Raw genomic sequence first — 26,019 nt, forward strand, 5'->3', positions numbered from 1 at the left:
CAACGAACATTAAAATTACCTATAAAAAAGAAGTAACTATGGACAGTAATATCGAATAAAAATTTCTTTTTAAGATTTATTTATTATTCGAGAATTACTGATGACATGTACAAATAAACAAGTAGGTATTTTAATGCAAAAGATCAAAAAATATAATCAGATAATTTCTGCTGCAAAAGCAGGTATGAGTGTAAAAACAGCACGTAAATATTTAGGTGTTAATAAGTATCCAAGCGAATTACGAACAGTACGTAAATATAGGACACGTAAGGATCCATTTGTTAAGCACTGGGATGAAATAGAATCAATGCTAGGATCAGCACCGGAGTTGCAAGCAACTACCATATTAGCATATTTGACAGAAAAGTATCATGGAAATTATAATGGAAAGCAATTACGCTGTTTGCAGAAAAGGTTGAAACAATGGAGAGCTGAACATGGTAAGGATAAGCCAGTCATCTTTTTACAAAATATTCTTCCTGGCAAACAAAGCCAGTCTGATTGGACCAATATGAATCAATTAGGTATTTGTATTGATGGGAAACCATATTCTCATTTACTATTTCATTTTATATTGCCTTATTCATGTTGGGAAACTTTCAGCATATGCCATAGTGAAAGTTTTGATACATTAGCATCAGGGTTTGAAAAAGCTGTATGGGAGTTAGGTGGAGTTTTACCAGAGCATCGTACAGATAATTTAAGTGCAGCTACCAAGCAATGTGGTAATAGTAGACAATTTACAGAAAAATGGCAAGAATTGCTTGGTTATTACGATGTTGCACCATCGCGAAATAATCCCGGTGTCAGTCATGAAAATGGTTCTGTTGAAAAAAGTCATGATACATTTAAGCAAGCAGTGAATCAACATTTGCTATTACGTGGATCACGTAATTTTGTTGATTTAAAAGCTTATGAATTATTCCTTACACAAATTAAAGAAAAGCGCAATAGCTGTAGAAAAGAAAAATTAGCTGAAGAATTAGTTTATTTAAAAGAGTTACCAATCAGGAAATGGAATGCACCTACAATATTATCAGTACGTGTTAACCCAAGCAGTACAGTTAGTATTTTATCTGTAGCTTATTCTGTGCCTAGTCGCTTAATAGGTTATACTTTAAAAGCTTATATTTATTCTGAAGAAATAGAGCTTTACTATGGTAACAAATGTTTACAAAAAATGTTTAGAATCAGCAATGGCTATGTTATTGATTATAGACATATCATTGATAGTTTAGTACGTAAACCTGGAGCATTTGCCCAATATCAATATTATGAAGCTTTATTTCCACGTGCTATATTTCGTCAGGTATATGACCAGCTGATATCTATATATCCATATAAGGGGCATAAAATATATCTTAAAATATTACAATTAGCAAAAATGTATGGAGAATTGAATGTAGTTGCTGCATTAGAAATGCTAGTAGAAGAGAAGATTGAACCAATAATTGATCATATTACAGATTTACTAAATAGTCAGACTAAAACTGTTTGTTCAGTAAAAATTAATCAACCAGTACTGTCCGAATATGATCAATTACATTGCTTTAAAACAATGGAGGTCGCATGAGTAAAAAGATAATAACTCCGCAACCGCTAAATAATTTACTCAAGAACCTTTGTTTACCTACTTTTGCATCATGCTATAAATCAGTTGCAGAAAGCTTTGAGCAAGAAAAGAAAACATATATAGATTATCTACAAGAGTTAGCCATACGTGAGTTAGAACATAGACATCAGCAACGTATCGCCAGATTGCTAAAGCAAGCAAAACTCTCTCGAGATAAGTTATTAAGCAACTTTGATATTAAGCGTATCCCAGGATTATCGTCAACTAAGATCCAATATCTTGCACAAGGAGAATTTATGGATCGCTATGAAAATATACTTATTTTTGGTAATCCTGGTACTGGCAAAAGTCATCTTAGTATAGGTTTAGCACGTGAGTGGTGTCTTGCCGGTAGGCGTGTATTATATACAACAGCAGCTAATTTGGTTCAACAATTACTAGAAGCAAAGCTTAGTTTAAAACTTAAGCAAATTATTAAAAAATTCGATTATTTTGAAATATTGATAATTGATGATATATCATATGTACCATATAATCGTGAGGAAACTGATGTTTTATTTACCTTATTAGCTGAACGTTATGAGATGCGTAGTGTATTAATTACTAGCAATTTAGTTTTTGCAAAATGGAATTCCATTTTTAAAGACGAAATGACTACATCAGCAGCCATTGACAGATTGGTTCACCATTCTTCAATTCTTGAACTGAATACTGAAAGTTATAGAATCGCTACAGCAAAAGAAAAAAAATTAACTATAAAATTGGAGGATAATAATATAATACACTAGACAATATTTTTTACTCAAAAATAGGTAATTTTAATATTCGTCATAGGGAATTCTAATATTCGTTAGTCAGTAATCCCGCAGTTAAACCTTTTTATAAAAGACTTGTAGAAAAGGGAAAAGCTAAAAAATTAGCTCTTACTGCAGTAATGAGAAAAATAGTAATAATTGTCAATAACATTGTTAAAAACAAACGACCTTGGCAAAACCAATATAAAATATTCTCTTGACTTCTCGAACACAATCATCGGGGAGTTCGAAAAACCGCCAATAACAGTCTATAATAGCCTTTAGGTTTAAGGTCTAAACCTTAAACCCTGGACATACGCTATTATCCCCCCAACCATAATAAAGTTGAGGACGTATCGTTTATGGTAGATACAACCATATTGGCGTAAGGTTTCGACACCCAAGAACAGCCTTTAGCTGCTCCAAAATGATTCTAGGCAAAACTTTAAATAAGTCAATCTGATTTTATAAGCTTTTAAGTACAATGTATAGTAAACTGATTTGAACGCATGTAGCTCTTCATCTTGCCTATTATTATAGGATCTACCCTCAAGCCTATCACAAAATTCAATAGAATTGACTATAGTTTTATCTGTCATTGTGAGGAAATTATGAAATAATTGATGAAGCAAGGAAGTATAAAAAATACTAAATTACAGTATTTTTTATTATTTTTTCTAGATTGCCACGCCTTAGCTATGCATATCCTGGCAATGATGAATTCTTTTTTAATAATTATCCACTACTAATAAGAAAGTATTTTAGTTATTTTTTCTTTTTAGTTTTTGTTGGGATTTCTTTAAGTTTATTAATATTATACCATATTCTTTCTAGAACTTCTTTTGTAGGTTTTTGACAAAATATATCTACTTTATTTAAATAATTTTCAAAATTCTTATTTTCTTCTGCCAACCTATTAGCCATATTCCAATCTATTTCAGATCTTTCTCTGGCAGGAATTAATTTTTTACTATCTTCAGGGAAGTCTACATTTAATAAAATAAAACCTATCCCGTGTCTAGTGCATAACATTTCTAGCTCATTCTTAGTGTCAGCTTTAGTTTCGTCTAGTATAGGTGCAACCAAATAACCGTAATGAGCCCATGAGGAGTTTGATAAAGCCTAAAAAAAAAGACTCTCTTACGTTACTACGGTTTATTTCCCTTTTAACTTCAAAAGACCATAATCTTGCTTGTTTTCCTGCATAATATTTAGCACAATCTTTTTAATTAATGTACTCCAGTTTTTGTTAAGAACTTCCATCCCTACCCAGTCAGGATGTAACCATATATTTCCTCCGACTCCATGCTTATTTGAAGAGAAAGTATGATTAATACGTATATTATGGATACCTAATACATCAAGATATGACTTAAGTATCTCATACGCTTTTTCTTCAGTGATTCTATTGTCTTTATTTACTTTATTCTTAAGGTTTGTTACTTCTTCGTCATTAATTAGGTGACTAGGGTTTTTAGTGTAATACAAACTTACTCGAGGCTCTGAATCTATTTTGATGTTAGGTTTCGATATCCACTCATCAAACCTACCTCTACTAATTTCAGCTGCATAAGCCTTTGTAACTTCCTTAATTTTTTCTTCTAAAGTTCTTGCTTTTATTATTTGCTTATTCTTACTTGTAGTAGCTTTGCGTTCAGCTTCTTCAGGGTAATTTGCTACAAGCCATTTAGCTATGTCATAAGGAGTGAATTTTTGTTCCGCACGTTCTTCTAAAAACTGATAATTGCATTTTTACGATTAAATTCCATAATAATTACTGAAATTAATTATATTAATATACTACTAAAAATAATATATTAGTTAATAAAAATTTTCAACTTCTAATTATTAATCACTAGAATTTAGGTAATTTGTAAATTTAGAAAATAATGTTTTGAAGTTATTAGTAGTAACATTTGCTACTTCTTTGGAGGTGATATTTTTAAGTTCGGCTACTTTCTCGGCAACATATCTAACAAAAGCCGGTTCGTTTTGTTTGCCACGCATAGGGGTAGGGGCTAGATAAGGTGCATCGGTTTCAATCAGTAACCTGTCAAGTGGCACATATTTGACTATTTCCTGTAAATCTGTTGCATTTTTAAAAGTTATAATACCTGACATTGAAATATATAAACCGATATCTAGCATTTTTTCCGCTAGCTTTTTTGAGGAAGTAAAGCAATGTATTAACCCAGGAAATTTATTATTACGCATTTCCGAGGTTAAAATATCTATAGTGTCATTGTCTGCTTCTCTTGTATGAACAATAAGCGGTAACTTTGTTGTAGCAGCGGCTTCTATATGATGTAATAAGGAATCTTTTTGTAGTTTTTTATCATAAGGCTCGTGATAGTAATCAAGTCCAGTTTCACCTATTCCAATGATTTTGGGGTGATTAGTAAGTTCTATAATTGTGGCAGCGTCATTGCGAGGAAAGGCGAAGCCTTGACGTGGCAATCTCATTAAAATTTCTTGAGATTGCTTCAGCACTTGTAGTGCTTCGCAATGACTATTCACCTCACAAGGATGTACACCGACAGATGCAAAAACATTTTCATATTTTTCAGCTATTTCTAAAATAACCGGTAAGTCATCAAGTTTAGTGCAAATAGTTTGTAGGTACTGCACATTATTTTCTATAGCTTGTTTGATTATGTTGTCTATTTCTACATCTTTTAGTAAATTAAGGTGGCAATGTGAATCTATTAGCATATGTGTTTTTAATAAGTGAAAGATAGGTATATGTCATTCCCGCGTAGGTATTGTTGCGTGGATCACCTCCAAACTTGTCACCACGGGAGGCATTGTTGCGTGATTCCGATGTCATTCTTAGCTAAAAGCAGGAATCTAGTATAAAGCAAAATAACCTACGTTTTTAATTTTAAAAATTTGCTGTATTTATGCTTTTTTTCCTGGATTCCTGCTTTTAGCTAAGAATGACATATAGGACATTTTCCGATCCACGCAAGCAAGCCTTACGCGAGGATGACATCGATGATTTTTGGAAATACTATAACCGGTTCTAAAATATTGCTATCTGGTGTCAAAGCAAACTTAACTGATAAATGCTTAAATAAACGCTCTTCCTTGTTTACCCCTAGCTGATCAAGCATTTTACTGGCGGAGCTTGGCATAAAAGGTTGAAGCATTATAGCGATATAACGCAGAGTTTCTAGCAGAGCATATAATACCTCTAGCATTTTCTCGGGATCGGTTTTTTTCAAATTCCAAGGAGCTTCGCTATCAATATAAATATTTGCTTCTTCGGCTAAATTAATAATATTATCAAGAATCTTGTTAATTTCGGTTTTTCCCATCAATAAAATATTTTGCTCAGCAAATTTAATCGCTGTTTTTAAGAGTGGTAATTCGTACATTTTATTGATTGCATCTTGCATGATTGCCGGCACTTTGCCATCATTATTTTTATAAACAAAAGAAGTAGTACGTTGCAATAAATTACCAATCTTATTCGATAGTTCGCTATTAATACGGGTAATTAAATTACTGCGAGAAAAATTACCATCCGCTCCAAATGTTACCTCACGCATTAAAAAATATCTAACCTGATCAATGCCAAATTCTTCTATCAGCTTAATCGGATCAATAGTATTTCCAAGTGATTTAGAAATTTTTTGCCCCTCATTAGTCCACCAACCATGTGCCATAATCGTTTTAGGCAGCGAAATTTCAGCAACCATTAAGAAAGCTGGCCAATAAACTGCATGGAAACGTAGAATATCTTTGCCGACTACCTGTAAATTTGCTGGCCAAAACTTGCCGTAATTGCTATTTTGATCAGGATAGCCAAGGGCTGAGATATAATTAGCAAGTGCATCAAGCCAAACATAAATCACATGCTTATCGTCATTTGGGACTTTGATACCCCAGTTAAAAGTGGTGCGTGACACTGATAAATCTTTTAGACCTGACTTAACAAAGCTAATGACCTCGTTACGTCTTGATATAGGTCTGATAAAATCAGGGTTTGCTTCGTAAAACTCAAGCAATTTATCTTGCCATTTTGAGAGGTTAAAGAAATAGCTAGGCTCTTTAACCCATTCTACAGGTGCATCGGTTGGTGCTAATTTATCTGGTGTTAGCTCGGATTCATCATAAAAAGCTTCATCACGTACAGCATACCATCCCTCATAAAAACCCTCATAAATAGAGCCGTTATCTAGTAATTTTTGCCAAAATATAGCTACTGCTTCTTTATGTCTTTCTTCTGTTGTTCTGATAAAATCATCATTTGAAATATGCATAGCAGTCATAAGATGACGGAAGCTTTGGGACGTCTGATCAGTAAATTTTTGCGGATCGATATTTTTATTGATAGCCGCTTTTTCTACTTTCTGCCCATGTTCATCAGTACCTGTTAAAAACATGACTTCATGACCGCTAAGACGCATAAAGCGAGCGATTACGTCACTTGCAACGCTAGTATAAGCATGCCCAATATGCGGGACATCATTAACATAATATATGGGAGTGGTAATATAGTAGGTATTATTCATATTAAATTTAAGTGTTTTTTTATTAATTCGTGTACTTGTTCAGGATCAAGATCAGAAGCCTTAATTGTTACTATCCTCTCAGGAAATTTTTTACTTAACTCCTTGAAGCAATCATAAATTTTATTGTAAAAATCTAGCCCCCTTACGTCAAATTTATTGCTCATATTCCGTGAATTTACCCGCTCAATTGCAATAGAAGATTCTACATCAATAAAAAAGGTAATGTCTGGCATAAGAGGCGGCATTAAATCTTTGTGCAGATTATATACGAGTTCTATACCGTTTTCTAGCTCTAATCCTTGATAGCAGGCTGTTGAGTCAATAAACCGGTCGCATATTACTATATTTCCTGCCTGCAAAGCAGGTATAATTTTTTTTACCATATGGTCATAACGTGCTGCCATAGCTTGCAAAAGTTCAGACATCGGCAGTAAATCGGTATGTACTAGGATCTCACGCATCTTTTCTGCTACGTTAGTTCCACCAACTTCACGGGTCAGAATTACGGGAATATTTTGAGATTTTAGATATTCGTATAACATTTGGCATTGGGTGGATTTGCCAATTCCTTCCCCTCCTTCAAAAGTGATAAATGTTCCTTGTTTCAATTTGCTCATTAATTGCAATTATTTTTAACTATAACTTTCTAATAATATCTTTTAAAAAAATATTTACAAGGATTGTATATCGCTAATAAATGAAGAGTAGATAGAATAGATCTCTTCGGAAGCTTTGTTTCTAGAGGTAGTTTATATATCGAGTATCTGCTTTTTTCAAGGTAGAAAAATTACACTCCTAAAGTTTTTTTGCCTTTAGTTTGCTCTTGCTCTACAGATTGAGTATGGGATTTGGCACGAGGGATTGCCAGATCAACTATATGTTCATAACGTGCTCCATTTTCAAGTAAAACACGACCGCATTTATTCACTAAAGTTATATCGTCTTTAGTAAATTTATTGAGAATAGTCTCTGTAATATCATAAAGAAATTTCCAAGATAATTCTATTCGTTCTTGTAAGGTGAGTTTTTTATTATCCTGATTTTTGTTATTAAGAGCAAAAGTTTCCTCAGAATTATTTTCTCCAGAAGCCGTAATATTTTTTTTACGTGCTGCTGTTTTATATATTAAGTATAGTACTAATACTACTAAACATCCTATAGCAATTAAAATATGAGTATTAAGCACTTTTTGACCTGCCTTGTGTTTGATTTAAGTTTTGTGATTTGGAAAGCACTGTAACTATTGCCTTACCTACTTTAACTAACTCTGCTACCTCAGGAGCTAATTTAGCTATTGCTAAAATCGGCTTAGGTATTAGGTTAGTTGTTATTATCCCGCTTATAACGCTTTCTAATTTTTGTCCCCCTGGTATTAGTCCTGCTATTTTTTCACATCTCTTGCAATTTTGGTAGCTGCTTCTGCTGCTTTAAATAAAGAAGTTATTTTATCAGCAAAAGAAGTTTCAGGATTTGCTGCTTTTAGTAATTCTGTTTTTGTGCTATTCAATCTATCATTAATAGTATTTTTGATAGAATGTAGTTTGTCAGTTTTTATCTCTTCAGGAGGTGCTTTTTCAATTTTGGTATGGCTTTGTTAGCTTCTATCACATAATCTAACGAGGATTGATTATTAGGGTTTTTTGCTACCTCAGTAATTTTCTTAATAGGTTCGTTGGATATTTCTGAAATTTCGGCAACTTGTTCAGCTTTTTTATAAACATCCTTAAGGTTTTTATTATCCTTTATTTCTTGCCTCATATTTTTAATATCGTTATGCCATTTTGTTATTTTTGGCAATAGTTTTTCATGATCGATAAGATTATTGACTTTTTCAAGTATACCGCTTGCTTTTATAAATGTTGAAAGAATAGGTAGTTGAGTTGCAATTACAGCAACTAATATATTCTCCAACGATGTTATAATTTTCTTAGAAGCACCAGGATAAACTTCATCTAATTCTTTTTGAAATTCTAGAATCTGCTTTAAAACACTTAAGCATTTTTCTACGATAATTCCATCAAATAAAAATATATCTTTTGTCTTTAGCTGGTCTTGATAAGTTTTATCTAAAGCTTTTGATAATTCACTAAGAGATGTTTTTACTGTTTTGTCAAAAAGTTTTTCTATCTTCTCCAAATCTAAATTTTCAGTTTGTGCTAATTCTTTTAAGGAGCTTTTTAAAATAATAAGAGTATTAGCTTCTAAGTCTTTTGTATTAGTTTTTAAAGAACCAGAAAAACTATTTAGTCTTTTTAAAAGGTTTAATAACTCTGTTTCTTGTTCTTTACTTAAACCAACAAACTGAGAAAAATCTATTAGAGTTTTAGGCATATATGTTATTTATTATCAATTGTTAATTAATTGTAACGCTTTGTGTAGAAAAATGAAATATAAAATAGTTATCATTGCCCTTAGGATTAATTTTTGTTATATTACGTGCTAACATTGTTACATAATGTTATATTATCTAACTCAAGAATAGCTATATTCTTGAAAGATTAAACTAATCTTACTACCATATTACCAACTCATTTAAAAAATTTATGCGTAAGTTAACTATATTTATTTTCTCATTATTACTAACTTCTCCTGCTATTGCAATAGATTTGCAAGAAGCTTTAACAGAAGGGTACAAAAATAACAATGATTTGAAGACTGCAAGAGTTAAATTTGTTAATGCTATTGAGCAATTTCCCCAAGCTTTTTCAGGATTTATGCCTAGTGCGAGTTTGCAAGTTAACAGGCAAAACAACAAGACTAAATATACTAATAAAAGATTTGCTCAATTAGCTGGTAACCCACCGGAAATAGACAATAATCAAGGAACATTAACAATTCAACAATCTTTATTTAATGGTGGTTCAGATGTTGCTGCTCTTAAATCTGCACAAGCAGCTTTTAGAGCATCACGTGGTCAATATTATTCTAGTGAGCAAAAAGTGTTATTAGACTTAATCACTGCTTATCTTGATTATTTTGAAAGTAAAAAGAAATATGATATTTCAGAAAGTAGAGTTCGTACTAATATTCAACAAGTAAATACTGTAGAAGAAAAATTAAGGCTTGGTGAAGCAACAGAAATAGATATAGCAACTGCAAGAGCAGGGCTTGCAGCAGCAGAGACGAATAAGCTAACCGCTTATGCTGATTTCCAAGCAAAAAAAGCAAATTTTATTAGAGTATTCGGTATAGAACCTACTGACATAGCTATGCCTATTTTACCTCAAGGATTACCAAATTCATTAGATGAACTAACAAAAAGAGCTGTTAATTTAAATCCTGATATTGATTCGGCAAGACATAGTGTAACTTCTGCAAAAGCACAAGAGTTAGTAGAAAAAGGAAAATTATTGCCGCAAGTAAATGTGCAGTTACAATCCGGTAGAACTAACTATAATCCACAAAATTTAGAAACTCCGCAGATAAATACCAAAAATGTTACTACTATCTTATCTGTTAATGTTCCTATTTATCCAAATGGAGGAGCTCAATATTCAAAAATTAGATCGGCTAAAAATCAAACAAGAAGTAGTGCAATACAGCTTGATGGTGCAATAAGACAAGTACAGGCTTATGTTATAAGTATATGGGAGGGTTTTGAAGCAGCAAAATCTCGTATTATTGCAGCAGATCAAGGAGTAGCGGCAGCTCAGATATCTTATGATGGTACAGTACAAGAGGAAATAGTAGGTTCTAAAACAATGTTAGACGTTTTAAGTGCTGAAGAAAAGCTCTATGATGCAAAAATAACACGTGTTGATGCTTATAAAGCTTCTATACTTAGTGCATATCAGATGAAATCATTAACTGGTGAGTTAACTGCTCAAAGTTTAAAACTTAAAGTAAAATATTTTAGTCCTGAAGAGGAATTTAAGACTATTAAAAAGAAAATGTTTATAGGTTTCTAAGTGGGTAAGGAAAGCAAGAAAAGCCAGGATATGTCGATAGAAGACATTCTAAAATCTGTTAAAGGAGTAATTAACGAGCGTAAAAATTTAAGCAATGAAGACGAAGATATACTTGAGTTAACAGAAATTATAGACCAAGATGAAGAAGAGCTAATATCGACTAAGTCTGCCGAAAAAGTAAATGATATTTTAAAAAATTTTACCTCAACTATTAAAGATAAAAATTTAGATAATAATGTTTCATCTAAAAATGCTCTTGAAGAATTAGTAATCGAAATGTTAAAGCCGGAGCTTAAAACATGGCTTGATAAAAACCTACCTTCGCTTGTAAAAGAATTAGTAGAGAGTGAAATAAAAAAATTAGTGCAGAATAGTAGGAAGTAGAGAGTGTTGGGTTAAGTGTCATTGCGAGGAGAAACATAGTTTCGACGCGGCAATCTTGTTAAACATCTTGAGATTGTTTCGTGTCAAAACTTACAGTTTTTCCTCGCAATGACGGGAAAATTGATCCACGCAAGGTCAAAGCTGCTACAAGATGATAAACTCAAATAACTATTTAATAGGGAAATATATGTTAAATAAATTATGCAGGATATTATTTTTTATAAGTCTATCCCTAGTCACGTTGCAAAGCTATGCTGCTGCACCACCGCCATTACCTATGCCATCACAAAATTCTGATATAAAAAGCAAAGATGAGCAGTCTACTTCTGACTCTGGATCATCTATGTCTTTTTTCGACAAGATTAAACAGTTTTTCCATAAATCACCAAAAAAAGCTCCATTGTCTAAACCGGAAGCACAACAAGATAAGTCACAAGAACCTAACAAAAATGACATCTCATTACCTAGTGCAAGCAATCAGAGCCATCAAGCTAATACGAATTTAGCTTCTCATGATGATACGAAAGATGTGGCATCTTCTAACGAGAAAGAAGCATCTGAGCCTTTTATAGACATGGGTAGTGCAACATTACCTAGTGCAAGTAATCAGAGCCATCAAGCTAATACGAATTTAGCTTCTCATGATGATACGAAAGATGCAGTATCTTCTAGCGAGAAAGAAGCATCTGAACCTTTTATAGATATGGGTAGTGCAACATTACCTAGTGCAAGCAATCAGAACCATCAAACTAATACGAATTTAGCTTCACATAGTGATACGAATAGTGAAAAAGAAGCATCTGAGCCTTTTATAGATATGGGTAGTGCAACATTACCTAGTGCAAGCAATCAGAGCCATCAAGCTAATACGAATTTAGCTTCTCATGATGATACGAAAGATGTGGCATCTTCTAATAACAAAGAAGCAAATAGTACGCCTTTGCCTAATGCTGCAAATAATGAAGAAACACAGCCGGAGCTTAAAGTGGCTGGATCTCTTATATCTAATCCACCTCTTCGTCCAGGTAGTTATGTAGTACCACCTGCACCACGTACACAAGTATATCAACCTATTAGTCTACCGCCTACGAATCAATATATAAAGCTTACTCCTCCGCCAGAGGCGAATGAACAGCAGGATAATGTAACTGCACCGCCCCCTCCTCAAGTGGTAGCTCCTACACCAACAGTAATGCCAGCTACTCCTGTTCCTGTAGTTAATCAGCCTACGCCTACAGCAAATGATATAGTAACACCGCCAGTAACGACTCCTGCACCTGTACCGGCAACACCATCTACGCCTAATACGCCTGTACCTACAGTTAATCAACCGACAGCACCAACTGCACCTAGTAATACGCCTATACCGGCGGTACAGCCTGTAGTTCCGCCTGCAACAATACCAAATACAACCGATTCTTCACCCAAAACTGATAATTCGAAAGAAACATTTACTGCCGATGTAAATTCGCCAAAAAAGCAAGATTGGAATACTCCATTAAAGCCTGTTGAAGTGTTATCGGCAAATCAAAATCAAGGTCCTAATAATACTACTAACAATTCGCCTCCAGCTAATCAAAAGCAAATACAACAACAAAATACAAGTGCTCCCGTAAGTTCTTCAAATGTAGTTGTTAAGAAGCAAGATAATATCGTTAATACAGAGCTAACGGAATCAGTAACGAAATTTGCTAAAGATGAAAGCCAAATGTTATTATTGCCTAATGATGATATTGTACTTGGTAAGTTAACCGAGCAGGCTACTTTAGATCAGATGGATATATATTCATATATTAAGCTATTCCAGAAAAAAGAAGAATGGATAGCAAATGCAGATAGAAGAAAGGCTGTAGAAAGTTTGGTTAAATATGACAACGACCTAAATAAGAAAAAAGATATTACCGCTACCTTATCTTATTGTAGTGCGATAGATAATTCTTTTAGAGCTATCGACAAAAATAACCTCTCAAAATTACGTGTTTTACTTGACGTTTACCCTATACTTCAAGAAAAAAATAATAAAGGTGATACATTACTTACCGCTGCCGTTTATAAGGATAACTACTATTTAGCAAAGTTTTTAGTAATACGCGGTATCGAAATTTCTACTTTAAACTCTGAATGTCAATATCCCTTAGATATCGCCCTAGCACGTGGAAACACTAATATAGCTTGTATGCTGACCAAAGCTAAGGGTTACTAATTCTCGTCTTACATTATTATTAATTATATATTTTCTTCAAACCATAATTGCTTTTCTATACTAAATAGTTTAATTTAAAGAAGTATAAAAAATTCTTTTTTAATCGTAATTCTAACTTATGAGCGATCTATTTAGCTTCAACAAAGAAAAAAAACCTAAGATAGTTAACAATACATATAGTGCAAAAGATATTGAAGTATTAGAGGGGCTTGAACCTGTCCGTAAAAGACCTGGTATGTATATTGGTGGTACAGACTTAAATGCTATGCATCATTTAGTCTCTGAAGTACTTGATAATTCTATGGATGAGGCTGTCGCTGGTTTTGCAAGTATTATCACAATAAAAATGCATCAGGATCACAGTATAACCATATCGGATAATGGTCGTGGAATTCCTATTGATAATCATCCAAAATTCCCTAACAAATCAGCATTAGAAGTTATTTTAACTACGCTTCACTCTGGCGGTAAATTTTCAAGTAATGTTTATCAAACTGCTGGGGGATTGCATGGGGTTGGGGTATCAGTAGTTAACGCCTTAGCAGAGCATCTAGAAATTAAGGTATATAAGCAGGGGAAATTATATAAGCAAAGCTATGCAAAAGGTGAAAAATTAACTGAATTAATATGTGAAGAAGCACCTAAAAGGCTAAAAGGTACATCAATAAATTTCATCCCTGATCCAGAAATTTTTGGCGAAAAGCTACATTTTAATCCTAAAAAAGTTTATGAGCTGGCAAGATCGAAAGCTTATTTGTATCGAGGTGTTACTATAGAATGGGAGTGTGAAATTGAAGTATCTAGCGATGTACCTAAGAAAGCATTAATAAACTTCCCAAATGGTCTAAAAGATTATTTAAGCTCAAAGATAACCCCAGATGATTTAATTACACCGGAAATCTTTTCTGGGAATGTTGAATCGGAACAAGATGGCATAAAGCTTGAATGGGCAATTTGTTGGCAAAATAATGATAACTCAGCATTTATTCAATCTTATTGTAATACAGTCCCAACGCCTCTAGGTGGAACGCATGAACAAGGTCTTAAGTCTGCTTTACTACGTGGACTTAAAGCATATGGTGAAATGGTTGGGAATAAAAAAACTGCTAATTTAACTATTGAAGATATTTTAGAAACTGCAAGTGTTGTACTATCTATTTTTATAGCTGAGCCTACTTTTCAAGGACAAACTAAAGAAAAATTAGTATCTCAAGGTGTAAGCAAACCTACTGAAAATATTATAAAAGATCATTTTGACCATTTTCTTAGTAGTGACAAAACTATAGCTAATAACTTGCTTGAGCATTTCATAGCTATTGCTGAGTTTAGAGTAAATAGGAAAAATGAAAAAACTATTTCTCGTAAAAATGCTACGCAAAAATTACGTTTGCCTGGTAAGCTTGCTGACTGCACGAGAACTTCACCAGAAGGTACAGAATTGTTTATCGTAGAAGGTGATTCGGCAGGTGGTTCGGCTAAACAAGCACGTAATAGAGAAACGCAAGCAGTATTGCCGTTATGGGGAAAAGTTTTAAATGTCGCAAGCTCTACGCTTGAAAAGATAGTTAATAATCAAGTTATACAAGATTTAGAAATAGCTCTTGCTTGCGGTAGTTTGAAGAATTATAAAAAAGAAAACTTGCGTTATGAGAAAATAATTATTATGACTGACGCCGACGTTGATGGTGCTCACATAGCTTCATTATTAATGACTTTCTTCTTTTTAAGAATGCCAAAATTAGTAGAAGATGGACATTTATATTTAGCAAAACCACCACTTTATCGCTTAACGCAGTCTAATAAAACTTATTATGCAAATGATGAAGAGGAAAAAGCCAAGCTAACAGATAAATTATCCAAGAGTAGTAAAGCTAAGATTGAAGTTGGTAGATTTAAAGGACTCGGTGAAATGATGCCTATGCAGTTAAAAGAAACTACCATGCATCCAGAAAAAAGATCACTTCTAAAAGTTACTTTAGAAGATTTTCAGAATGTTGATAAAATAGTAGATGATTTAATGGGTAAAAAGCCGGAAAAAAGATTTCAATTTATTTATGAACAGGCTTTAGTTAAAATGGATAAGATTATTAACGAGCTGGATATTTAAAATAAGCGTCATTGCGAGGAGCGAAACGACAAACCAATCTCACGAAGCAGCAGTAAAAGTTCCCTAAGATTGTTTTGTCGATGCGTCGCATCCCTTTGCAATGACGGGATGACACTAAAAACTAATAAACACATACGGAGTATTATGTATTTACGTTTAATTATAGCATTATTTTTTACTATAAATTTTGTTTCTGTATTTGCCGCTACTAAAGAAGAAACAAAAGAGCCTGAAAATAAAATAACAAACGAAGAAGCTTATAAGCAATTTCAAGAAGTATTTGAGCGTATTGAAAAGGATTATGTACAAATTCCTAACAAACAAAAAATGATAGATGAAGCAATTAACGGCATGTTAAATTCGCTTGATCCTCACTCAAGTTATTATACTGATGCAGATTTAGAAGATATCTTTACTTTTACTAAAGGTGAGTTTGGCGGAATCGGTGTTGAAATAATGTATGATAGCGGGGCCATAAAAATAATATCGCCTATTGATGATTTACCTGCTTTTAAAGCAGGTCTAAAAGGAGGGGATTACATAGTTGGAGTAAATGACGAGTTGGTATCTACACTTGGTCCTAACAAAGCTGTAAAGGAAATGCGGGGGACGCCTGGCACTAAAGTAAAATTATTAGTAATAAAAGAGGAAGAGTCAAAGCCGCAAGAAATAGAACTAGTTCGTGAGACAGTAAAAATAAAACCAATAAAAGCTCATTTAGAAAAAGGTAATATTGCGTATATACGTATAATTACTTTTAATGAATCAACAATTTCTGAATTAAAAACAGCAATAAAAAAATTAAAAACCGATAGTAAAGATGATATTAAAGGTATTATTCTTGATTTACGTAATAACGCAGGTGGTATTCTTGATCAAGCAATTGCTGTTAGTGATTATTTTATTGATTCTGGTATAATAGTAAGTACAAAAGGTAGAACTGCAACAAGTGAGAGTGAGACTAAAGCAAACAAGTTTTCACTAAAAGCTCCAAAAGTTCCTATGATAATTTTGATAAACGGTAATTCTGCTTCAGCATCGGAAATAGTAGCAGGAGCGTTGCAAGATCATAAAAGGGCGATAATACTTGGAACTAAATCTTTTGGTAAAGGTTCAGTGCAATCTTTAACTCAAATTAATCAAAGAGCCGCTGTAAAACTTACTATCGCTAGATATTATACACCAAGTGGTCGTTCTATCCAAGCGGAAGGTATAGAGCCTGATATTATAATTGAGCCGGCGAAAGTAGAATATCCAGAGGTTAAAAAAATAGATAAACGTTTTTCTGAAAGTTCTTTAAAAAATTATTTAAAGAATGATGTCGAAAAAGATAATTCATCTAAAAATAAAGATAGTAAAAAAGAAACAAAAGAGAAAAATAACAAACAAGAAGATAACGAATTATCTGAATTATACAAAAAAGATTACCAATTTGCTCGTGCTTATGATGTAATTACAGGGTTGATTATTAATAAGAATTTAGAGACAAAAGGTGAAGTTAAATAAGGGATACTTAAACCGCCATTGCAAGGAGCAAAGCGACGTGACAATCTTATGAAATAGTACAGGATTTTTGAGGTTGCTGCATCGATTCTATGAATATCCTCGCAATGAAGTGAGATATTACACTACTACAAAATGAAGAGTTGAGTAGATGAAGTTTTTTCGGAAAAGAGTAGGAGTTTTGAAGCTTTTAACCGCAGCGTATTTAACATAGGTGAGGATTAAAAGCAAAAAACAACGACGCCAATTTTTCAAATAAAACGAGTATACAGAAAAATAAGGTGATAATGAACCATAATAAATATATAGTCAGATTATCATTTGTTGCATTATTTCTTAATATTGTCATAAATATGATGTTCTATCGTTATTTTATGATAAAAGAGATGGTAGTAAAACAGGTAGCTTTACAAAATACTAAAATTGCTTGTCTTTATACTCATAATATTTGGAATCCTCATGAAAATGTAATCAATAAATTACATAAATTTGGCTATTTAAAATTATTACAAGATCAAGAATTTATTAATTTTGTTACTATTACTGCTGATTGGTTTACTAATCTTGATATTAACATATCTCTATATGATCTTAACGGTAATAAATTTATTACCAGTAATATGCTAAATATGTATAGTGTGGATAATTATCCAGATGACAGTTTAGTTAAAATATTCACCGCAAAAATTGATAAATATTTTTTTAGATCTTTTTCTGCAAAAGCACCTTTGTTAGGTGCTCTTGAAGGTATTACAAGTCATATATTATTTCCTAAAGTTATAATTCAGAATGAAAATGATTTAACAGAAAAAAAAGCCTCTTTTATTACTAGCTATATACCTATTATAGGTAGTGATTTAAATAATTTTCCAGTAGATGCAATACTTGAGATTAATACTGATATTACTAATCAATGGCAAAATATAATATCTCTTGAGCAAAAAGTTTTCATAACTTTTATTATTATTTTTATAATATTTTGTACTATAATTGTTAGTAATACTAATTATGCTAGGCATATTATCGAAGAGCAGTTAGTAACAAATAGAAATTTAAAAGCTGAAATAATAAAGGTAGAAAAGACTAGTTCCTCAAATACAAAATTCTTTGCCAATATTAGTCATGAGTTACGAACTCCTCTTAACGCTATAATAGGCTTTTCTGAAATTTTAATGTCAGAAAAAGATCCGGAAAAAAGTAGAAATTACATTAAAGATATTAATGATGCCGGTAAGCATCTACTTAGCATGATTAACGATATTTTGGATCTTTCTAAAGCTTCTGCCGATAAGCTAAAAGTAGATAGTATTGATCTCGATTTAAATAAATTAGTTAGCTCATCACTTATACTTGTTAAGCCTCGTGCTGATCAAGCTGGAGTAGAATTAGTTAATAAGTCACCGAAAGAGCATATTGTTATAAAGGCAGATCCAAAGAGACTTAAGCAAGTATTTTTAAATCTTTTATCAAATGCTGTAAAATTTACAAACGCCGGTGGGAGCGTTACTATTACAATAGAAAAAGATGAGCTAGCTAAATTAGTATATATAAAAGTTATAGATACTGGTATTGGTATTGAAGAAAAAGATATCCCAAAAACTTTGTCAACATTTGGGCAGATTGATAGTGAACTTAGCCGCAAATATGAAGGTACGGGGCTTGGGCTGCCGCTTACCAAAAAGTTAGTTGAGCTTATGAATGGTAAATTTGATCTGCAAAGTAAAATAAATGAAGGAACTACTATTACCCTGACTTTTGCTTATGACGGCAGCATCCAAATATAAAATATATCGCAGATATTTCAAGATTTGATAAGCCAAATTTCGGGATTCGCCTGTGCTCACGTACTATTGTATGCCTAGCTGCCTCACCACTTATTTGATTTTCAACTCTTGAAGTATCTGCGGTATATGATAGTTTATTATAAGATTTTTAAAAATATGTGGAATGTTGGAAAATTTTCAGTATTATAAGAAACATTATTGTAAAAATAAAAAAATAATATGAAGCTAGTTATTTTAATATTTACTCTTTTATTTTCATTATTAACGTTTGCAGAAAGTGGCACTATAAAGGGACAACCTTTAAAATATGCAGCAAGTAATGATTTTGAAAGTAGATTAGATGAGCAAGAGCAAGAAATTAGAAGATTAATTGGTAAAATTGAAGTTTTACAGCATAAAGTTGATATATTAAGTAAAAATTCTAATATTCCACAACTAAGCGAAAATGCTGAAGCCTCAGAAACAGAACATCAAAATATTCCTGATGTCTTTGACGTAAGCCTGCTTAAAGATATGCCTAATGATGTAGAGGAAGTAAAAATTGCTCCTGCACCTAATAAAGATGTTGCACCTGATAAACAAGCTTATGATTTAGCTCTTGCTTCTTACAAAGATAATAAGATTGATGATGCTAAAAATAAATTCAAAAACTTTATTCAAAAATATCCTAAAAGTGCAATGATTAGTAATGCTTATTTTTGGTATGGAGAATGCTTTTTTAAACAAAAAGATTATAACAATGCTGCTGTTAATTATTTAAAAGGTTATAAAGAGTCGCCAAAAGGAGCAAAATCCTCTGATGGTCTATTAAAGCTAGCACTTTCACTTGGTGAATTAAAGAAGACTACAGAAGCTTGCAATATGCTTGATAAGCTGAATAAGGAATTTCCAAGTAATAGAACAGCTGCATCTAAAAAAATGGCAGAAGATGCTAAGCTTAAATTTGGCTGTAAAAATAAATCAAATTAAATAATATGACCGATATTTTAGACGAAGTATTAAATGATCAAAACGAAGAAAAAAGGCTAATTTTTTTTAAAAGACTTTTACCTATAGTAATAATTATTGCCTTAATAGCTATTACTATAATGGTCATTAATAATAACAATAAAAATAAGCAAATTGAAAATAACCAAAAAAATGGTGATATTTTTGTTAAAGCAGTTAGTTTAGAAGCTCTGCAAGGTAATAAGGAGCTTGCTATTAGTACCTTAGAAAATTTAGTTAACATTAGTGATACTAAGATAAAAGAGATTGCTTTACTGGAGCAAGTTGCTATAAAACTTTCAGGGCAACAAAATTCAGAGGTCAAAGATTTACTCAGTAAGATTATTGAAAATAAGGAATATTCAGAAATCGTTACTTCATATGCTCGTATTGCATGGTGTAGTCTTGTTATTGATGATGAAAAGCTAGATATTGCTGACAAAGAAAAATTAGTGAAATATTTAAATTATTTTGATAATGAAAATAAGTCTTTTTGGGCTACAGCAAATATTATGAAAGCTATTTGGGATATTAAGAGCAATATGTTGGCAGAAGCAGAAAAGAATTTAACAATTTTAGTAGCATCAAACAGCACTTCAGATTTAATAAAAGATCAGGCAAAAGCTTTGCTTGCAGGCTTAGATAGAGCTAAATAATAGAATTAAAGGAGAAATATGATCAAAAAAATAGTAAGTTTATTATTACCGCTCATTATTTTGAGTGCATGTAATGCACTTGGTCCAAAAAGAGTAAAAAATATAGTTGAATTAACTCCTAAATTATCTCTGCAATCTAATGAACCAATATATTTAGGAAACAGTGCAAACATATATGCATTTAATCCAAATATGTTAAAAAACAGACAATATAATTTTGTTAAAAATAAAACTATTACAGAGCCTGTTTTTGTAGGTGATATGATTTATGCATTAGATATTAGGTCAAATGTTTCAGCATTCTCTATAGAGAAAAATAAAATTATTTGGTCTTATAATTTAAGTCGAAATAAAAAAGATAATTATATTGGTGGTGGCATTCTACATTTTAACGATAAGTTATATGTAACATATGGCTCAAGAGTATTAGTAGTACTGGATGCAAAAACAGGTTATGAAATAATTAGAAAGCAGCTTCCTGATATTATCCGAACAAAACCGGTTATGCTAAATGATAGCACGGTTTTAGTCCAAACAATCAGCAATCAAACAACTGCTTTAAACGCTGAAACTTTAAAAAATATTTGGGAGCATGAAAGTTTAGCTGAAGTTCTATCAGCAAGCTATTTCATGACACCGATAGTACATAAAGATAGTGTAATAATAACTTATAATTCTGGACAAATACTTGCATTAAATACAAAAAATGGTGAAGTAAAATGGAATTTTGAATTTGCAAGTTTCGATCATGTAGCTATACCAAATTTTGAAGAAGCTAGTATTTTATGTGCTCCTATTTATGACAATAATAATTTATATATAGCAACAGGGCTTGGTAAGCTTATAAAATTAAATCTCGATACAGGAACAGCTATTTGGCAAGTAAATGCTGAGGATATCCAATCAACATCCTTAATTGGTAATAGTTTATTTGTCACAAATAATGCAAGGCAGGTAGCTTCTTTTAATCCTGAAACAGGCTTAGTAAAATTTGTAGCTGATTTAAATGATGGAAAAGATTCCAAAAAACTAAAAGCTGCTACTTTCTTAGTACCTTTTATAGCAGAGAATAACGGCAGCCGCAGCTTAGATATTATTTCTATGAGTGGTGTTTTGTATAGCTTTGATTTAGATAATAATGATCACTTAAGTGCAGTGCCAAATATTACTAAAATCATTAATAATATCCATTATTATGGTTTAACTGTTAATAAAAAATTATATTTTTCTACTGATAGAAAAATAATATTCGGAAGTAAATAGTACTAAATATAACTTGACAAACTACTGGTATTAATGCTATTAAATATGGCTTTAGATCTTTATTTCAAAAATTTTAATTAAAAAGATATTGTTGTGAAAACTTATTCTGCAAAACCATCGGAAATTGAAAAAAAATGGTGGGTTATAGACGCAAAAAATGTTGTACTTGGGAGACTCGCAAGTAGAGTTGCTAATATGCTTCGTGGTAAACATAAACCTAGTTTTACTCCTCATATGGATTGTGGTGATAATATAATCATAATCAATGCAGAGCATGTAACATTAACCGGTAAAAAAGCAAATCCTAAAGACGGAAAGATATATTATAGACATACCGGATTTCCAGGCGGTATTAAGGATACTACTGCAGGTAAAATCTTAAGTGGTAAACACCCAGAGCGAGTCATTAAAATGGCAGTTAAAAGAATGATTACAAGAAATGCTTTAGGTGCTAAGCAAATGAGCAATCTATATATTTATGCAAATAGTGAACATCCGCACGCAGGGCAGCAGCCTGTAGTTTATGATTTTGCAAGCCAAAATCCAAAAAATAAGAAGTAATCAACTATGACAACGTTAAAGATTAAAACAGACAAAGTAGAAAAGTCGCTAAATAAGGAAGCTTTAATTGCTGACAAACAAACAGTCAAAACTCCTAAAGAGAAAATGGATAATTCAGGTAGATTCTATGCTACTGGTAAAAGAAAAAACGCTATAGCACGAGTTTGGCTTAAACCAGGAAAAGGGCAAGTAATTGTTAATAAAAAAAGTTTAGATCAATATTTTGCTTCTGAAACGCAAGTCAAAACTATATTGCAACCTTTTACTTTAACGAAAACTAATAATCAGTATGATATAGTTTGTACAGTTAGGGGCGGTGGTATTTCAGGACAGAAAGGTGCTATATTGCATGGTATATCTAAAGCACTAGCACAGTCAGCTCCAGACTTTCATGCTGTTTTACGTAAAGGTGGCTTCTTAACACGTGATTCTAGAGTAGTAGAGCGTAAGAAATACGGGCAACATAAAGCACGTAAGAAAACACAGTTCTCTAAACGTTAATTTGTTATTTGATTGTCATTCCCGCGTAAGCGGGAATCCAGTATTTGTCATACTAGCTAACTTAATTGCGGTATCTTAGGACGCAGTTTATAATATAAGATCTCGCAAGTGCGAGCAACTAGGGGTAGTATATAGTTGACTAGATTCCTGCTTACGCAGGCATGACATGTAGGGCATTCTCTGGGCCATACAATGTACAAGCTAACTAGACGATACCGAACAAGCTTTCCGATCAACTCAAAATAGTAAACATTACGCTTACAACAAAATTCACAAAAAAACACATCCTTGGCGGGGTAGCTCAGTTGGTTAGAGCGACGGAATCATAATCCGTGTGTCGGGGGTTCAAATCCCTCCCTCGCTACCATTTATTCTTTTTCTAACAAAAATTCCATTATTCTTGTAGAACGGTTCTTATAAGCAGCAAGCAAAGGTATAATTCTGTTATGATCTACTACATTAGGATCAGCATTGTTTTTTAATAAATGCAACACTATTCTTTCAAAATTTTTAGAACAAGCTATAACTAATGGTGTCAGTTTATCTTTACTCACAGTATTAGGATTTGCTCCTTTGGTAAGTAATGCGTCTACTAAGTCTAAAGAGTTATTAAAGCATGCCTCCATTAAGGGCGTACGATTAGAGTTATCTGAGATGTTAGGATTAACTCCTTTCTCTAATAATAAATTGGCTATTTCTGGAAAATTTTTATCACATGCGATATATAAAAGAGAACAGCCATTCTTATCAACTTCATTAGGATTTGCTCCTTTTAGCAAGTAAAGCTTCAGTTATTTCTAATTTATTATTATGAACGGCAACATATAAAGGCGTAATATTTAAAATACTATGATTTACTAGTTCAGGATTTAAATTATTTAATATATTATCTCGAATATCTGCCACTTCATCGTTAACTTTCATATCTTTGTAAGTAGTCACAGTAATTAAGTTCATTACTGTACCGGTAATATAATTTTTTACATCTAAGTCTTAGAGCCTGTCTTGAAATTAAGGTTTAGTCAATTTTTTAAGCATAAGTGTAATCATATTGATATAAATAATATGTTCAGAAGTTTTATAGTTATGCTCATAGTCTTTACTCATACGACGAAAATTATTGAGTCAGCCAAAAGTACGTTCAACTATCCAACGCTTGGGAATCACTTTAAACCCCACTTGATCAACAATTTTACGAGAAATTGTCAGTAATGCTCTTACAGTTAAAAAACACCAAATTTGTGATGCTCCAGCATAACCACTATCTGCAAAAAATTTGATAATACTAGGATATTTTGCTTTTGCCTTGATTATTACATTTTTAGTACCATCTCTGTCTTGTATACCTGCTGAATGTACTTCACATGATAATACTATAGTAAATTAAGTTGAGGTTTGAGTATAGGGATGATATATATAAAGGAAAATGCCAAGATCATATAGTCAAGATTTTAGAAAAAGAGTTATAGGATATGTAGAAAGAGGTAATAGCTGCAATAGCACTGCGATAAGATTTGAAATAGCAGCAAACACAGTAAGGAATTGGTATAAGAGATATAAGTCCGAAGGACATTATTTAGCAAGAAGAATAGGAGGCAAAAAAGGACGGGTAACAAGTCAAGATGTTGAGTTGTACGTGAGTTCTAATCCTAATTTCACATTATTAGAAATGGGTACGTATTTTAATATGAGTTCTGTGGGTGCGTATTATTGGTTAAAGCAACTAGGTTTTAGCTATAAAAAAAAGACTTTTCCTACTTGGAAGCAAGTCAAGAAAAGCGAGATAAGTACCAAGAGGTCATAAAAGATACACCAATAGAACATCTTGTATATATTGATGAAAGTGGTATTGAGATAAATATCTGCAAAGATAGAGGATGGGGCAAAAAAAGCGAAAAACTTATTGGTAAAAAAAGCGGTAAATATTACAACAGAACAAATATCATAGCTGGTTATGTTAATAAAGAGTGTATAGCACCGATGATATTTAATGGAACATGTAATAGACAATTATTTGAAAGTTGGGTTGGAGAATTTTTAATAAAAGAGCTAAAACCTGGACAAGTTGTAGTGATGGATAACGCTGCTTTCCATAAGTCTCAAAGGACCAAAGAACTAATAGAATCAGTAGGTTGTAGGATAATATTCTTACCACCTTACTCCTCTGATCTAAATCCAATAGAGAAATTTTGGGCCAATATGAAGCGATGGATTAAAGCTAAAATTACTCAATTTGATCAATTATATAATGCTTTAATTCAATTCTTTAATACGCAAACTTCAACTTAATTTACCATATATGGCGTTTCCTACCCTTAATCTTCTTGCCTGCATCATATCCTCTAGCTCCCCTTTTTGGGTAGTCTTAACAGACTGACTATCTATAATCCCTACAGTAGGAGTGGATTTCTTACTTTCTTTCTCCCTTACTTTTTGGACTAATCTATCATGTATTTCTTGCCATCTACCATTCTTACGCCAACGTAAATAATAGTCATATACTGTTTGCCATGGGGGAAAATCTTTAGGTAATAATCGCCACTGACAACCACTCCTCATTACGTAACGAATGCCATTAATTATATCTCTTATATTATGTTTACGTGACCGTCCTATCTTGCAAGGACCAACAAATGGAGCTAAATGTATCCTTTCTTCTTCCACTATATCACTGGGATACATATTCCTACTTTATTATTTTTTGACAATATAAATTATTTCTTATATCTTTTCAAGACAGGCTCTGAAATATTACTAATATGATTCTGGAATTGTTCTATATCTGTGAAAGATACATAATCCTTCAACACCTCATGAAAACGCTTTGCTTCTAAGGCTTGATAATTTTGTAACTTTTTTATTAATTCTTCGCTTATGTTTTTTTGTTGCAAAGAATTTAAAATTATATTGGCACTAGAATCAGGTTCTAAATTACGAATAGATTTAAATTTCATAATGTGACCATTATCTTCTATCTGGTTAAAGGTAGTAGCTTGATAATTTTCAAGTTGATCATAAAGATATTGTAAGTGAGGAGATAAATTATCTTCTCTCATATATCTTGTAATAGAAGTTAAAAGGGAAAAATCTTCAGTTATATTAAGAGCAATATATTTAGATTCTATATGGGTTACTATTATACTTCCTGGATTTAAAATTTCGACATCTTTATTTGCTGTTCCTCCATGGCATGCCCAAATATGAATATACAAAGGATTTTGAGGGGAAAGGTTTTGTAATTGCTGTAAAAAATCTTTTGTTTTAATCTTATTATTTTC

At 32.3% G+C, this 26,019-nt stretch carries 28 protein-coding genes, 1 tRNA gene and 1 pseudogene; 16 read left to right on the forward strand and 14 right to left on the reverse strand.

The features are described from left to right. Positions 1 to 100: 100 nt before the first annotated feature. A complete protein-coding gene (istA, locus tag ACICQC_RS01585) occupies positions 101 to 1,573 on the forward strand; it encodes an IS21 family transposase (RefSeq protein WP_395476339.1) in 1,473 nt (490 codons plus the stop codon). Then, positions 1,570 to 2,361 (forward strand): IS21-like element helper ATPase IstB, encoded by a 792-nt coding sequence (istB, locus tag ACICQC_RS01590; RefSeq protein WP_395476338.1) that lies wholly within the window; start codon positions 1,570 to 1,572, stop codon positions 2,359 to 2,361. The genes istA and istB overlap by 4 nt, the downstream gene beginning before the upstream one ends. Before the next feature lie 771 nt (positions 2,362 to 3,132). On the opposite strand, the gene ACICQC_RS01595 is transcribed toward istB, so the two are convergent. The 8 genes from ACICQC_RS01595 to ACICQC_RS01630 all read right to left on the reverse strand — a co-directional run bounded on the left by ACICQC_RS01595 (position 3,133) and on the right by ACICQC_RS01630 (position 9,215). Then, entirely contained in the window at positions 3,133 to 3,453 is a 321-nt protein-coding gene (locus ACICQC_RS01595) for a hypothetical protein (RefSeq protein ID WP_395477144.1), read from the reverse strand. A gap of 69 nt (positions 3,454 to 3,522) precedes the next feature. Beyond that, on the reverse strand, positions 3,523 to 3,855 hold the full coding sequence (locus ACICQC_RS01600; RefSeq protein ID WP_395477145.1) for a hypothetical protein: 333 nt from the start codon (positions 3,853 to 3,855) through the stop codon (positions 3,523 to 3,525). 360 nt (positions 3,856 to 4,215) lie between these two features. Next, positions 4,216 to 5,079, reverse strand: coding sequence for a TatD family hydrolase (locus ACICQC_RS01605; protein ID WP_395477146.1), 864 nt, complete (start codon positions 5,077 to 5,079; stop codon positions 4,216 to 4,218). 263 nt (positions 5,080 to 5,342) lie between these two features. Then, a complete protein-coding gene (metG, locus tag ACICQC_RS01610; protein ID WP_395477147.1) occupies positions 5,343 to 6,884 on the reverse strand; it encodes a methionine--tRNA ligase in 1,542 nt (513 codons plus the stop codon). After that, the gene (gene tmk / locus ACICQC_RS01615; protein ID WP_395477148.1) at positions 6,881 to 7,501 is read right to left on the reverse strand and encodes a dTMP kinase; all 621 of its coding nucleotides are present in this window, start codon (positions 7,499 to 7,501) and stop codon (positions 6,881 to 6,883) included. Before tmk ends, metG begins: the two co-directional genes overlap by 4 nt. Before the next feature lie 170 nt (positions 7,502 to 7,671). Next, entirely contained in the window at positions 7,672 to 8,070 is a 399-nt protein-coding gene (locus tag ACICQC_RS01620) for a DUF2660 domain-containing protein (RefSeq protein WP_395477149.1), read from the reverse strand. Positions 8,071 to 8,265: 195 nt separating this feature from the next. After that, a complete protein-coding gene (locus tag ACICQC_RS01625; RefSeq protein ID WP_395477150.1) occupies positions 8,266 to 8,391 on the reverse strand; it encodes a hypothetical protein in 126 nt (41 codons plus the stop codon). A gap of 44 nt (positions 8,392 to 8,435) precedes the next feature. Beyond that, positions 8,436 to 9,215, reverse strand: coding sequence for a hypothetical protein (locus ACICQC_RS01630; protein WP_395477151.1), 780 nt, complete (start codon positions 9,213 to 9,215; stop codon positions 8,436 to 8,438). Between the two features lie 212 nt (positions 9,216 to 9,427). On the opposite strand from ACICQC_RS01630, the gene ACICQC_RS01635 reads away from it, so the two are divergent. From ACICQC_RS01635 to ACICQC_RS01660, 6 genes are all read left to right on the forward strand, one after another. Beyond that, entirely contained in the window at positions 9,428 to 10,792 is a 1,365-nt protein-coding gene (locus tag ACICQC_RS01635) for a TolC family protein (RefSeq protein ID WP_395477152.1), read from the forward strand. Then, positions 10,793 to 11,176: a DUF2497 domain-containing protein gene (locus ACICQC_RS01640; protein WP_395477153.1), complete on the forward strand. Its 384-nt coding sequence runs from the start codon at positions 10,793 to 10,795 to the stop codon at positions 11,174 to 11,176. Between the two features lie 187 nt (positions 11,177 to 11,363). Continuing rightward, entirely contained in the window at positions 11,364 to 13,379 is a 2,016-nt protein-coding gene (locus tag ACICQC_RS01645) for an ankyrin repeat domain-containing protein (RefSeq protein ID WP_395477154.1), read from the forward strand. 118 nt (positions 13,380 to 13,497) lie between these two features. Beyond that, entirely contained in the window at positions 13,498 to 15,486 is a 1,989-nt protein-coding gene (parE, locus tag ACICQC_RS01650) for a DNA topoisomerase IV subunit B (RefSeq protein WP_395477155.1), read from the forward strand. Positions 15,487 to 15,630: 144 nt separating this feature from the next. Further along, on the forward strand, positions 15,631 to 16,992 hold the full coding sequence (locus ACICQC_RS01655; protein WP_395477156.1) for a S41 family peptidase: 1,362 nt from the start codon (positions 15,631 to 15,633) through the stop codon (positions 16,990 to 16,992). Between the two features lie 284 nt (positions 16,993 to 17,276). Continuing rightward, the gene (locus ACICQC_RS01660) at positions 17,277 to 18,773 is read left to right on the forward strand and encodes a sensor histidine kinase (protein ID WP_395477157.1); all 1,497 of its coding nucleotides are present in this window, start codon (positions 17,277 to 17,279) and stop codon (positions 18,771 to 18,773) included. Between the two features lie 4 nt (positions 18,774 to 18,777). On the opposite strand, the pseudogene ACICQC_RS01665 reads toward ACICQC_RS01660, so the two are convergent. Continuing rightward, positions 18,778 to 18,900 (reverse strand): annotated as a pseudogene (locus ACICQC_RS01665) (palindromic element RPE5 domain-containing protein); the annotation flags it as partial. Positions 18,901 to 18,992: 92 nt separating this feature from the next. On the opposite strand from ACICQC_RS01665, the gene ybgF reads away from it, so the two are divergent. From ybgF to ACICQC_RS01695, 6 genes are all read left to right on the forward strand, one after another. Continuing rightward, positions 18,993 to 19,742: a tol-pal system protein YbgF gene (gene ybgF / locus ACICQC_RS01670; RefSeq protein ID WP_395477158.1), complete on the forward strand. Its 750-nt coding sequence runs from the start codon at positions 18,993 to 18,995 to the stop codon at positions 19,740 to 19,742. Positions 19,743 to 19,747: 5 nt separating this feature from the next. After that, positions 19,748 to 20,416, forward strand: a complete 669-nt coding sequence (locus ACICQC_RS01675) for a DUF2659 family protein (RefSeq protein WP_395477159.1) — start codon at positions 19,748 to 19,750, stop codon at positions 20,414 to 20,416. 18 nt (positions 20,417 to 20,434) lie between these two features. Further along, positions 20,435 to 21,679, forward strand: coding sequence for a PQQ-binding-like beta-propeller repeat protein (locus ACICQC_RS01680; protein WP_395477160.1), 1,245 nt, complete (start codon positions 20,435 to 20,437; stop codon positions 21,677 to 21,679). A gap of 93 nt (positions 21,680 to 21,772) precedes the next feature. Continuing rightward, on the forward strand, positions 21,773 to 22,240 hold the full coding sequence (rplM, locus tag ACICQC_RS01685; protein ID WP_011476918.1) for a 50S ribosomal protein L13: 468 nt from the start codon (positions 21,773 to 21,775) through the stop codon (positions 22,238 to 22,240). Between the two features lie 6 nt (positions 22,241 to 22,246). Continuing rightward, positions 22,247 to 22,741 (forward strand): 30S ribosomal protein S9, encoded by a 495-nt coding sequence (rpsI, locus tag ACICQC_RS01690; RefSeq protein WP_341792160.1) that lies wholly within the window; start codon positions 22,247 to 22,249, stop codon positions 22,739 to 22,741. Between the two features lie 290 nt (positions 22,742 to 23,031). Further along, a tRNA-Met gene (locus tag ACICQC_RS01695) sits at positions 23,032 to 23,108 on the forward strand. A gap of 1 nt (position 23,109) precedes the next feature. Here the strand turns inward: ACICQC_RS01695 and ACICQC_RS01700 are convergent. From ACICQC_RS01700 to ACICQC_RS01710, 3 genes are all read right to left on the reverse strand, one after another. Next, complete coding sequence (locus ACICQC_RS01700; protein ID WP_395477161.1) at positions 23,110 to 23,520, reverse strand: ankyrin repeat domain-containing protein; 411 nt, start codon at positions 23,518 to 23,520, stop codon at positions 23,110 to 23,112. After that, the gene (locus ACICQC_RS01705; protein WP_395477162.1) at positions 23,498 to 23,698 is read right to left on the reverse strand and encodes a hypothetical protein; all 201 of its coding nucleotides are present in this window, start codon (positions 23,696 to 23,698) and stop codon (positions 23,498 to 23,500) included. Before ACICQC_RS01705 ends, ACICQC_RS01700 begins: the two co-directional genes overlap by 23 nt. 168 nt (positions 23,699 to 23,866) lie before the next feature. Continuing rightward, positions 23,867 to 24,118: a transposase gene (locus ACICQC_RS01710; protein ID WP_395477761.1), complete on the reverse strand. Its 252-nt coding sequence runs from the start codon at positions 24,116 to 24,118 to the stop codon at positions 23,867 to 23,869. A gap of 49 nt (positions 24,119 to 24,167) precedes the next feature. On the opposite strand from ACICQC_RS01710, the gene ACICQC_RS01715 reads away from it, so the two are divergent. Beyond that, complete coding sequence (locus ACICQC_RS01715) at positions 24,168 to 24,545, forward strand: IS630 transposase-related protein (protein ID WP_395476240.1); 378 nt, start codon at positions 24,168 to 24,170, stop codon at positions 24,543 to 24,545. Continuing rightward, entirely contained in the window at positions 24,500 to 25,030 is a 531-nt protein-coding gene (locus ACICQC_RS01720) for an IS630 family transposase (RefSeq protein ID WP_395477057.1), read from the forward strand. The genes ACICQC_RS01715 and ACICQC_RS01720 overlap by 46 nt, the downstream gene beginning before the upstream one ends. Here ACICQC_RS01720 and ACICQC_RS01725 read toward each other — a convergent pair. Both ACICQC_RS01725 and ACICQC_RS01730 read right to left on the reverse strand, forming a co-directional pair. Further along, entirely contained in the window at positions 25,022 to 25,423 is a 402-nt protein-coding gene (locus tag ACICQC_RS01725; protein WP_395477163.1) for a transposase, read from the reverse strand. The genes ACICQC_RS01720 and ACICQC_RS01725 overlap by 9 nt on opposite strands. A gap of 32 nt (positions 25,424 to 25,455) precedes the next feature. After that, complete coding sequence (locus ACICQC_RS01730) at positions 25,456 to 25,953, reverse strand: hypothetical protein (RefSeq protein WP_395477164.1); 498 nt, start codon at positions 25,951 to 25,953, stop codon at positions 25,456 to 25,458. Positions 25,954 to 26,019 lie beyond the last annotated feature (66 nt).

The organism is Rickettsia endosymbiont of Pantilius tunicatus, from assembly GCF_964291875.1.
GTDB lineage: Bacteria > Pseudomonadota > Alphaproteobacteria > Rickettsiales > Rickettsiaceae > Rickettsia.